1 protein-coding gene is annotated in these 12,884 nt (G+C 66.6%); it reads right to left on the bottom strand.

The window, feature by feature from the left end; genetic code table 11:
* Positions 1-269 precede the first annotated feature (269 nt).
* On the bottom strand, positions 270-12,842 hold the full coding sequence (locus tag JYG32_RS33295) for a filamentous hemagglutinin N-terminal domain-containing protein (protein WP_213267938.1): 12,573 nt from the start codon (positions 12,840-12,842) through the stop codon (positions 270-272).
* Positions 12,843-12,884 lie beyond the last annotated feature (42 nt).

Here is a 12,884-nt window from a genome sequence, read left to right as displayed (position 1 = left end):
CGAATCGCCAACCAATCGTCTCCCGCGCAACTTTTTCGCCATCACCTGGCGTTGCCCTTTCGCGTGGGCGTCTTCTACGGTTTCCACGACCGCGGGTATGCAATGTTCCCTGTTATGCGATCCGTTTATCAACCATCCACAATCCCCGCTTCGCTCCAGGCTTCACAGGCAGTCCTCCCGCGAAACGCTTACGCCGATTCTTGTGCCCTCCTGAAGCATCTCCGGCTCACCGAGGCGGCCGCGAGGCCGCCTCGACGATGCGCTCGCGCTCAGTCGAGCGAACTCAGTTCGAGATCGCGCCCGCCGGCCGGCTCGGATGCCTTGAGCACGGGCGCCTGCCCCGCGCCGCGCTTCTGCCCCACCACGTCGATCGTCACGCGGCGATCCGGCTGCAGACAGGCGATCACCTCCGGCGTGTGGCCCGCCGGGCAGTCGTGCGTCACCGGTTCCCGCCTGCCGAGACCCAGCACCTTCATCTTGCCCGCCTGCACGCCATGTGCCGCCAGATACGCGCGCACCGTCTCCGCCCGCGCTTCCGACAGCCGCTGGTTGTAGCTATCCGAACCCAGACGGTCGGTGTAGCCGGTGACCGTGATCGACGTCACGCTCTCGTACGCATCGCGCAGCCCCGCCGCGAACCGTTCGAGTGCCGCACGCCCGGCCGCCAGCATGTCGGATGTCGACGACTTGTCGAACGCGAACAGCGCATCCGCACTGATCGTGAAGCGCTCCGGGTGCAGCGCCGCCGTCACCATCCCTTCCGCGCAATCGCCGTTCATCGCGCCAGCCGCCGCTTCGCTCCGGCGCGCGCCGCGCACCACGCCGAACTGACGCGTCGCCGTGTTCATGAAGGTCGGCACGCCGATGTCGTATTCCACGCCGCCCGCCTGCGTGAACTTGCCGCCCCCCGCATAGGTCCCGCGACCGCAATCGGCTCGCGCCGAGAAGCCCGCCGAGATGATCGGCGGCTCCGCGTCGCGCACATGCCAGTCGCGCTCCGTGTTCGAGACGGTATCCGTCGTCTGCGGCACCGCCGGCCCCGCGTCAGGCTTGGCCGCAGCCACCTTTGTCAGCGGCGCCTTGTACCAAACCTGCACGCCGTTGAACTTGCCCGTGCCCGCCGCATACAGCGCGCCGTTGCTGGTGTTGTCGTACGCCGTGGCCCAGTTGTCCACGGACGTGCCCGCCGACAGGCCATCGATGTTCCCGAGAATCACCTGGCTTGCCGGCGCCGTATAACCGTCCGGCGCCACTCCAGACACCCCATAGATCGCTACCTGACGCGAGCCCGACGCGATGCTCCCGCGGTTGATGAACCACCCCGGCCCGCTCGACGTCCCCGCCGTCTCGTCCGCTACCAGCGTCACCTTGCCGTTCGCCGCGACCGCCGCGCCACTCGCGATCGTCACGTCCTTGCCGCCCACACCGATCAGGTCGGCGCCTACGTTGACCGGGCCGTTGATATTCAGGTTGCCGCTGCTGGCCGTCCCGGCGAGTAGGGATGCATTGTTGTTCGCCTTCACGTACGACACGTTCAGGTTCCCCGGCGACGTCACCGACACGTTGTACGCATCGCGCACGTCCACGCTCGCCGTACGGGTCTGCGTCAGCGTCACATTGCTGCCCTGCGCCGCGTTGAACCCCGCCGCCGTATTCGCCGCGTCGTTCACCGCTGCCACGGTGCTCGGCGTGCTCCCCGACGCGAAGTCCGTGCCGCGCGCCGCGTTCACGATCAGATTCGCCGTGCCCAAATCCACCGGGCCCGCCGTGTCCGTCAGGTTGTAGTCCCGCTGCTGCTGCGTCGGCGTCGCGATCGCCGACGGGCCCGTGCGCACCGTCCAGCCGCCCGTCACCGCGTTGTTCGCGTTCGCCACCGTGATCGCCCCCCCCGCCAACGACGCCACCGAGTAGCTCGTCACCGTGTTGCCCAGGTCGACCGTCACCGTCGTCACGCCCGCCGCGTTCAGCTGTGCGACCAGCGCCGGCGTCAGCACGAAGTCCGCCCCCGCGCCCTGCGCGCTGACCAGCGCCGTCTTCGTCACCGGGTCGATCGTCACCAGCGGCGTCATCGCCCCGCCGACGTTCGTCGTCGTGCCGTTCTGCACCACGTTGCCCGAACTCGCGATGTGCGTCGGATCGGCGCTCACCGTCTTGCCCGCCCCGCTCGACAGCGTCACGTTGCCGTTCACGTTCAGTGCGGCGCCGCTCGCGAGGGTGACGTTGCCGCTCTGCGACGTCGCCGTGTAGTCGCCGCCTACATAGTTGGCGGCGGCAATCGACAGATCGCCCTGGTTCTGCAGCGACACCTGACCGACCGACGTATCGCGCGTCGTATCGAACTCCGCCGAGCCCGCCGACAGCGTCGCGCCGCTCGCCTGCGCGATCGGGCCGCCGCCGTTCAGTCCGAAGTAACCGCCCGCGCCGGACGTCTGCAGCAGCGTCGCGCCCTGGTTCCACAACGTCGCGTCGCCGCCTGCGTTCGCCTGCAGGCTCGCCACGTTCAGATGCAGTTCGCTCGCGTTGGTCGAGCCGGTGATGCCGTTGTCGATCACGCCGCTGCCGATGTTCGTGCCGGCCGTCAGCGTCGCGCTCGCCGCCTGGATCTGCACCGCCGTGTTGTCGGTCGCGTTCGTGATGTTGTCGCCCGCGGCCAGGACTGCCGCGCCCGTCGTTACGATCTGCGCGGCGTTCTCGAACACGATGTCCTGCGTCGCGCTCGCCGTTACCGTGCCGCTGCCGCTCGTCACGCTCTGGTCCAGCACCACGTTGCTGCCCGTGCCGGCCGCCGTCAGCGTCACGTTGCCCGTGCCGTTCGCCGACACGCCCGACAGGTTCGCCCCCACCGCGTTGTTGACGACACCCGGCGTCAGGCTCACGCTGCCCGCCGTCAGGTCGCCACTCGTCGTCGTGATGCCAACGTTACCGTTGGCGCTCGTCTGTGCGGCCGCCGTCAACGCCTTGTCGTTGCTGGCGTATGCATCGCCCGCGCTCACCAGCGCCAGCGTGTTCACGCTGGTGTCGATCGCGTTCGCGCTCGAGCCGATCGTCGTGCCCGCGGCCAGCACCGCGCCGTCGGCCGTTAACGTCCCCGCGCTCTGCGTGATCGCGCCGCTTGCCTGCACGAATGCGTTGCCGGTCGTGCTCACATTGGCGCCCAGCGCCACGTCGCCACCTTGCGCGAGCGCATTGATCTCGCCGCTCGTCGAACTCACCGCCGCATTCACCGCGATGCCGGTCGCCGCCGTCAGCTCGATCGAACCACTGCCCCCCGCCGTCACCATGTTCGACAGCGTGATGGAGCCGGCAGTCGTGCCGACGTCGATGGCACCGTTGCCGCCGGTGGTCACCGTCGCACCGGTGGTGACCGGCCCTGCCGCCAGCACCGTCAGATCGCCGCCGGTGGTGCCGTTGGCTGCGCTCGTCAGCGTCGCGGCCGTCGTGCTCGACGTATCGGTCGGTTGGTACACCTGACCACCCAGCTGCACCTGGCCGGTGGTCGCGACCGACGTGCTGCCCGAGCCATCGCTAGTCGCCAGCACCGGCGTCACACCCGCCGCCGTCGCGGCGACCGTGTTGAACGCGATCGGCGTCGCCGCCGTGCCGATGCCATTCACGGCATTGAGCGCCAGCGTGCGTGCCACCACCGACGTCCCCGCCGTCTGCGTGATCGCGCCCGTCGTCGACGTCGCCGACAGCCCGTTGTTCACCGTCACGTTGCCGAGCGCAAGATTGCCGCTCGTCACGACGTTCGCCGATTCGCCGTTCAGGATCGTCAGGCCGCCGATCGCATTGCCCGTGTTGTTCAGCACGATCCGGCTGCCGTTGCCGCCGTTGAGCGTGTTGTTCGCCGCGTTGTAGTCGATCGGCGTCGACTGGCCCGGCAGCGTCAGCGTGCCCGGGCTCGCCTGCAGCGATGCGCTGCTCGCGCTGCCCGCCACCGCATTGACCGTCAGCGTGTGCGCGCCGATGTCGATCGCCGCGCTTTGCGTCAGGTTGTAGTCCTGCTGCGTCACCGCCACCGTCACCGGCTTCGCGGTCTTGACCGTCACCGTGCCCAGGCTGTTGCTGCCGCCCGTCGCGCCGTTCAGCAGGATCGACGGCGTGTTGCCCGTCACCGTCGCGCTCTGGCCGCGCAGGTCCACCGTGATGTTCGTGCTGTTGCCCAGGTTCGCGCTCGACAGGTCGAAGTTCGGACCCGCACCGCTCGCCACCACCACGCCCGTCGTCGCACTGTTCGCGTTGATCGTGCTGTTGCTGCCGCCCGTCGTCACGCTGCCGCTGCCCGAGAACGTGTTGACGCCGTTGTAGTTGCCGCCCACCGTCACCGTGCCCGACACCGTGCCGCCGGTATAGCCGCTCTCGGTCAGGTTGCCGCCGACCGTCGTGTTGCCCGTCTGGTTCAGCGTGCCGGCGGTGGTGATCGTGTAGTTGCCGGTCACCGACGAGCCGTTCTCCGTCAGCGTGCCGCTGCCGTTGGTAAGCGTCGCGTCCGACCCGCTGGTATAGCGCGTCGCGTCGACCAGCGTCGTGGCCGCGTTCAGCGTGCCGCCAGTCTGCTGCACCAGCCCGCCCGCATTGACGTCGAGCGTGTTCGCCGTCACGTTGTTGGCGAGCGTCACCGCGCCGACGTCGTTCGCGAGCGTACCCTTCACGTCGCCCGCGACCAGTTGCACCGTGTTGCTCGCCGACACGCTGTTGCCCGTCGTGACCGCGCCCGCCGTCGCCACGCGCACATTGCCGTTGGCCGCGCTGTTGGTCAGCGTGCCGTTACCCAGCGTCAGCAGCGATGCATTGGTGTTGTCGATCACCACGTCGCCGGCGCCCGTCACCTTGGTGCCCAGCGTCGCGATGTCGGTCGTCAGCGCCGTCGAACTGTCCAGCGTGCCCGAGCCAATGCCGGTCGCTGCCGTCGCGTTCAGCGTGCCGGTCGTCACGTTGTTCGCGCCCGCCGTACGGTTATTGCTGATCGCGCCATTGGCCGCCGTCAGCGTCACGGTGCCGACCGTGTTGCTGCCGGTCGTCGCTTGCGCAAGCGCGATGTTGGTCGCCGCGGTGGCCGTGATGTTGCCGCCTGCCGTCGTGTACGACGCGCCATCGGCCATCGTGATGCTGCCTGTCTGAGCGGTCACGCCGATCGTGCCGCTGCCGCCCGTCGACACCGAGCCCGTTGCGGTGTCGGTCACGTTGCGCGCGGCCGTCATCGCGATGTTGCCCGTGCCCGAGCTAACCGGTTGCGTCGTGACGATGTCGCCCGTCGCGCCGGTCGCCGCCAGGTTCACGTTGCCGCTGCCGTTGGCTGTCACGCCGGTGACGGCGACGCCCGGTGCGACCGTCGTGATGCCGCCGGTCAGGCCCGGCACCGCGATGCCGGTCAGCACCGACGCCGAGCCGACCGTGAGCACACCCGCGTTGGTGACATCGATCGTCCCGTTGCCGGTCGTCTTCGCGCCCAATGTCAGGTCGCCCGTGTTCGATACGTATTCGCTGCCCGTCGACGTCATCGCCAGCGTGTTGGTGGCCGTGTTGATCCGGTTGGCCGCCATGCCGATCGTCGTGCCGGCCTCCAGCGCGACGCCGCTCGCCGCCAGCGTGCCGCCCGCCTGCGCGATCGCATCGCCCGCCTGCACCACAATGTTGCCGCCCGTCGTCGCGTTCGCGCCGAACGTAATGCCGTTCGCGGCCTTCACGTTGATCTCGCCCGTGCCGGTCGACAGCGTGCCGCCGGCCGTCTGCGTGACGCTGCCGGTGCCGCCCAGACCGGCCGTGACCACCACGTCGCCGGTGCCCGTAGTCGACACCGCGCTCTGCACCGCGACGTTCCGGTCCGCCGCCAGTCGTACGTAGCCCGCGTTCTGCGCGGCGACCGGCCCGGTAACGGCCAGGTTGCCGGTCCCTGCCGTCGTGCTCGTCACCGCGGTCACGTCGATGTTCTTGCCGGAATTGATGCTGACCGAAGAGCCGCCGACGTTAACCGCACCGGTCGTATCGAGGACCGCGAGATAGGTGCCGGCCGCGCCCGTTGTCCCTGCCGATGTCGCGCTGATATTGCCGCCGCTCCACACCGAGACCGGATCGATCGTCGATGCCCCGTCGCCGCCGATCGTGTTGCCGGCGTTCAGCACGACGTTGCCCGCCGTCGCCACATCGAGGTTCGAACTGCCGCTGCCATTGGCGCCAGGCACGAGCGCCGCCATCCCGTTGACGATGTTCTCGCCCGCCGTGGCCGTAACCGTGCCCGTGCCGCTGCGTGCGGTTGCGTCGAACACGATATCGCTCGTCGTACCGGTAGCCGTCAGGTTCACCGCGCCGCTGCCGCTGGCGTTGATGCCGGTGATCGTCGCGCCGGGCGCGTTGTTCAGAATCGTCGGCGCGAGCGACACCGAGCCGACCGTCATCGTGCCGCCCGTGCTCTGCACGTTGAGGCTGCCGTTGTTCGTCGTCTGTCCGGCCACCGTCAGCGCCCCGGCATTGGTGTCGTAGACGTTGCCCCCGGCAACCAGCGCCAGCGTGTTCACCGCGGTATTGACCGGGTTCGCCGCAGTGCCGATCGTCGTCCCCGCTGTCAGCACGGCCGCGTTTGCTGTCAGCGTGCCGGCGGTATCGGTGATCGCCTGGTTGGCCTCGATGAACGCATTGCCGGTGGTCGTGACATTCGCGCCGAGCGCGACGTTGCCCGCATCGGAGCGGATGTTGATTTCGCCGCCGGTGTTGGTGGTCGTCACCGGCGCCGCGACGTTGATGTCGCCCGACGTCGTGGTCAGCTCGACCGAACCCGCAATCGGTCCGCCGAGCGTCGACGTGGTCAAGCCGACCGGTTGAAGCGGCGTCACCGTCGGATCGGCGAACACCGGCCCGTTGGTCGTAAACGTCACCGCGCCGGTCACCGGATTGACCGGAATGTTCGACACGATGTTGAGCGCCTTGTCGTTGGTCACCTCGATCGTGCCGGTCGCCGTCGTGCCGCCCGCCAACGCGCCGGTATACGCCGCGCTCGGCATCTGCAGATAGCCGGCCAGGTTGTTGACGTCGGTGTTCAGGTTGTCGGTGCCGCGGCCGGTCACCAGCACCAGGTTGTTGGCGGTGATGGTCTTGCCAGCCGCCTGCTCGATCATGTTGCCGGCGCCCAGCGTCAGCGTGCCGGTCGCGCCAGTCGCGCCGATATTGTCATTGAGCAGCAGGTCGCGACCCGCGATCAGGCTGATCGAGCCGGTGCCGGTGGGCTGCACGGTGCCCGCGTTCTGCACCACGATGTCGCGATAGCCGCCGATCAGGATGTTGCCGTTGACGGTTTGCGTGACCAGGTTTTCTTGCAGGTTCGCCGGATGGCCGAGGCCCTGGCCCGCTGGCGGCACATTGGACGACAAATGCACGTCCGCCGTGTCGCCCATGGTGTGGAAACCCTGATAGGTATCCGCATAAGTCGAACCGGACTTGATGATGATGTTGCCGAGCTGCGTCTGCACGGTGACAGGACCTGTCACGCGCACGTCCCATGACGCATCCGGATAGGTCGCGTTGCCGCCTGCCGCGACGTAGAACTGCTGGCCCAGACCGAGCGCATAGGTGCCCGCCACCGGATCGCCGGCGGGCGTCACCAATGCATCGACGACCGGGTTGTCGCCGGATACCGCAAACGACGTGCGATTGAGCGTCGTCGTGACCGTGCCACCGGTCCCACCGTTGTTTACAGTGTTCGACAGCGTATTGACGCCAAAGCCGAGCGACGTGAACTGCGTCTGCGGAGCCGTCGACGTTGTGTAGCCCGTCACAACGTAGACCTGTGCACCGTTGTTCAGCGTGGATTTGACGTACGCCTGGTCGAAAAACCAGACCGCATTGCTGACCACGACCTGCCCCGGCGTGACGACCGTCCCGACAGCGAAGAACTTGAGCAGATCGGATGGCGAACTGCTGCTGATCGTGTACTGCGTATGCGTTGCGTTCCAGCCGGGATCGCTCGGTGCGACATAGTCGGTGCCGCCCGGGTTGGTCGATTGGAGGCTCAACACGCCGACCGGCGTATAGATCGGCACCACGCGCTCGACCGGCGCGAGGAAGAACGTCACTCCGGCGCCTTTGCCGCCGTCGAGATTCTCCTCCTGAACCAGCGAGCTCACCGTGCCCTGGTTGTACGCGTCATAACCGCTGAAGATGCTGCTCAAATCCTTGCCGGCGTTGAACGTAAAACTGGCCGGATTGGTTGCGCCGGTACGGGCGATGCTGCCGTTGATGCCGATGTCGCCCTGCGCGTTGACGACGATGTTGCCCTGATCGGTCGACGCGCCGAAGCTGCTGATGATGACGGTGTCGCGATCATTGATCGTCATCGTGGTGCCGGCGGCGACGTTGCTCAGTTGCATCCCGGTCGAAAAGACATTGTCCTTGCTCGACGTATTGATGGTGCTGTTTTTCGCGGTACCGCCCCACGCGGTCGCGAGACCGGTCGCGGTGAAGCTCGGCGAATAGCTCTCCCCAGCCGGCGCAAGACTGCCGATGATGTTGCTTCCGGTATTGATGCTGCTTCCGTACAGGGTCAGCGCCCCCCTGACGTAGATGTCCTCATTGATGTTGATGTCGCCCTGTTGCGAGTTGCCGTTCGGAGCGATGGTCAAGTTCCGGAAACTGAGCGGTGCGTTGCCCGTCGAGTTCAGGTCGACGTTGCGGAAGCCGAGCAAGGCAAACCCTTGGCCGAATACATTGATTCCGTCGACCGTGTCGGTGACCGGCACGCCAAGCGTCGTGGTCGTCCCGTCGATCGAGGCGGTCAACGGCGACGTCGGGATAATGCCGATCGGTCCGAACGTCACATTCGTGAGGTCCTGGCCGGCGACGGTCGACAGTCCGGCGGCATTATTGCTCAATATCAGGCGATTGAAGCCTCCAGAAATCGTGGTCGGCTGGGCAAATTGCAACACGCCGCCAGAATCGGCGGCGCCACCCTGGCCGGCCACAACGTTCAGGCTCACGTAGTCAAATACCCCGCCGGTGCCGTTACCCATACCGGTGAGCTTGTTATTTTCGAAGGTCACGTTCCCGAAAGCCGTGACGTTCGACCAAAAATTACCTCGCCCGCTGTCGAACGACAACGACACATTCGGATCGAAACCGGCTAATGTGGGGGTTGCTGAACCGCTGAACACGTAGATCGGCGTATTCTTGAAACCAGTAACCTCCAAAAGCGCAAAGCTCGTCAAACCCGGGTCGTATTGGAGAAGGATCGGGCCACCGGTACCATACCCGCTCGTTAGCGATCCCGTTCCGCCTGCAAAATCGAGATGCCGCCCCGTCGCATCAGAACTGGATTCCAGAAAAACTGCACCGCCCTGCACAACCGGGCTTGCATCAGTCAGTTTCACCTGACCGACGAGCCCGCGGCTAAAGTTGCCATTGGCGCCATTGCCGCCCGCCTCAATGTCCACCCACGCTCCATTCAACGCGCGAATATAGTGCTGCGGGATGACGACGTCACCGTAGGAAACGATGTTGATCCCGTTGGTGGTCAGGTTCGTCGCAGCCGAACCGTCATTGTTCTGCAGCGTAAGAACGGTATTCAGGAAGCCATCGATAGTCAAAGCGCCGTTCAGCGCATTTGCCGACGAGCCGTAACGAATCACAACCTGATTGGGATTCGATACGGAGTTGAAATACGGTCGCGCCTGGTTCGTTCGCCCGGTCGTGTACGCGCCGCCACCCGGCATCGTGCCGCCGGTCGCACCGAGCGACGTGCCGGTTCCATCCGTTCCCGACCGGATGTCGACGTAGTCCGTCGCGGTGAGCAGGATGTTCGGCTGCGTAAAGTAGACAATGCCGGCGTAATCGGCCAGCGTCGAGCCGGAGATCGGTGTCGGGTCGTCATAATTCCCGCCTGCAGCCAGCAACTGCAGCGAGTTGCCCGCCGTCAGCGTCGTTTCGTTAAGCGTCAGATTGCCGAACGCATTAAATGAAATATCGCCGCTTGCCGAAAGCGTGCCGGCGATGGCGCCAGCAACCGGATCCCATCGTTCCGGCGTCATGTTATGAAATCCGCCGACATAAATGCTTCCGGCGACTGGCCCGCTCGTTCCCGCACTGGATTCCAGCAACACATTGGCCGGCAGAAAGTCGGTCCGCTGTGAAGGCACGCAATTCGTGGTCGTCGTGCAGCCCGAGATTGCGACCAGGTCGGTATCGCTCTTGAGGAGCGTAGGGCTGCTTGTCCGGTTGAAGTAGATTGAGCCGATATTACTCGAGTAGCCGCCATAGCCATCGTTCACGGTGGCGGCAAGCGCATTGTCAGTCGAGGTCAAGGCCCGCTGTCCTGCAAGCAGGTAGACGCCCGCCGGCAACGTTTTCCCGAGCGTATAGCCCGCGCCGCCTTCAAGTGTGCTCGCGGTCACGTTGATGTTGCGTGCCGCATTGGCAGCAAGCACATAGGTCGACGTGATATCGGCGTTGAGGTTGATATCGCGCTCACTCTTGAGTTGCACCGATTCGAAAAAATCGCCCGGCGTGATCGGTGCATTGACGGTCAGGTCGCGCAGCGCGTAAAGCCCGATGCCGTCCCAAAAGAGGGCGCCAGGTACCAGACTGGACGCCATGGACGTGCCGCCGGTGATACCCCCTGCATTCCCGCTGGCAACGAAACCCGACACTGCGCCATCCACGCTGATGTCGCGGAAGCCGCCGAAATACATCGCCCCGCCGCCGCTCACGTTCACGTGATTCGCGCCGGCGCCGCCGTTGATCGACAGATCCGGTGCACTCGACAGATATGTCGACGTGCCGGATGTCGTGAGCGCCGTGTCAGTGCTCGACAGCGAGCACGCCGTCGAGCAGCCGGTCACGACGATCACGTTTTGTGTCGCTTGCAGGTTGGTCCCGCCCGCGAAATTGAAATTGACCTGCCCGGCGCCCGGCGCGACGGTACCGAACGCAACCGTCGGCGTCGCCGTCGTCGGCGCGCTCGTCTGTCCGCTCATCAGCACGACGTTCGACACGCCGGACGTGCCGCCGATGTTCGCCGTATTGACGTTGATGTCGCGCGCCGCATAGGCCGCGAAGGCCGACAGCGAGCCCGTGCTGTTCGTCGTGACGTCCGCATTCAGGTTGATGTCGCGCGCTGCGTTCAGCGTCAGGCTGCGCGCATTCGGAATCACGATCGCGTCATTGACCGTGATGTCGCCGTTCCCGCCCGTGCCACTGTGGCTGTCGATCGTGACGCTCGCCGCTGCGAGTTGCGACTGCAAGGTCGCCGTCGTGATCACTGACGTTCCACCAGACGACGAGAAGTCCGCCGTCCCGCTGCTCCACGTCGCGCCGCTATCCGGCCCCGCAGCCTGAATCGTGACATCGGTCGGATCGAGCAGCAGCGTGCCGAACGCACCGCCCAGCGCACCGCCGGCAAGATCCGCGAAGCCGCGATAGTCGAGCGTGCCCGCGCCCGACACTTCCGCATTGCCGCCATGGCCCGTACCGCTGCCCGTCGCACCGATGGTTCCGGCAAATCGCGTCGTGTCGTTGGACCACGCGACCACTTCGCCGCCCGACGCATTGCCCTGCGTGCCGTCCGCGCGCAGCACGACGTTGCTGCCGATCGTCGTTGCCGTCGCGTTCGCGATACGGCTGTCCTGACCATGCATCCCGCCGCCGACGAGCACCGTCCCGCCGGCGCTTGCGCCGCTCGCGTCGACCGTCGTCTGGCCCATCAGGCCCGTGTGCCAGCCGGTGATGCCGATCAGGCCGCCTGCCGCGCTGTCGCCCGTCGCGCTGATACGGCTGTCCGTGACCAGCGCCGTGCCCTGTGCTGTGTCGGCCGCGATCGAGACCGTTCCGCCCTGCGTACCGCTGGCGTCGAGCGTCGCGCCCGTCGCGCTGACGTTCGCACCGCTCACCACAATGCTCCCGCCCGTCCCGTCCGCATGGCGCGCCGCGACCGTGCCGCCCACCTTCACGTTGCCGCCCGCGCCCTGCGCGACGATGCTCACGCTGCCGTCCGGGTTCGTCTGGGTGCCCGTCGCGCGGACCGTGCCGCTCGTGTTGATCGCCAGCGCCCCGAGGTTGTTGTTCGCCGCCGCCAGTTGCGCATTGGCCGCGCTCACCACCCCGTCCACCGTCAGCTCGCCCGCGTCCCCCGCCTGCGGGATCACCGTGAACTGGCCATTGCTCAGCGTCACCGTGCTCGCCGCGATCAGTTGCACCGCGCGCCCCGCTTCCAGTGCCGCGCCGCTGCCTACCGCCACCTTCGGCGCGACGATCGTGATGTCGCCGTCCGGTGCGCTGATCTTGCCGAGAATCTGGATCGATCCGTCGGTGCCGCCCGACAGCGTCAGCGCCCCGCCCTGCATGAACGCCGTGTCCGACAGATTCTGCGTCGACGCAACGAATCCGCCCTGCACGTTGATCACGCCATTGGCGCCGACCACGATGCCGTTCGGGTTCACCAGGAATACCTTGCCGTTGCCTTGAACCAGCCCGTTGATGTTCGACGGCAACGCACCTGTCACGCGGTTCAGGATCGCCGCGTTCGTCGCCGGCTGCGCGAAGCGCACCGTCTCGCCCGCGTTCACGCCGAACGACTGCCAGTTCACGATCGCCCGCTGCGACTGCTGCTGGATCGTCGTCAGCGGGCCGTTGCGCGCGATGCCCGCCGCCCCCGCCACCACCTGCCCGCCCTGCGGCGCCGCCCACGCGAACGGCGCGCCCACGCCGAACGTCAGCACGAATGCGACGGACAGCTCACGCACGAGCGGCGTGAAGCCACTGCGAATGGTCCGGCGCCCATAGCGCGGCGATGTGGCGCCGCGACGGCTCGACTCGGCCTGAGGGGGGCGTGCGGTATCACGGCTGCTCTGACGGTTGTTCATGGCGTATTCCTTGGTTTTTTTCTGGCGTTGCTGCTGTGACGT

This window comes from Burkholderia pyrrocinia, from assembly GCF_018417535.1.
GTDB lineage: Bacteria > Pseudomonadota > Gammaproteobacteria > Burkholderiales > Burkholderiaceae > Burkholderia > Burkholderia pyrrocinia_E.
This window is presented reverse-complemented; position numbering and strand designations above follow the sequence as displayed.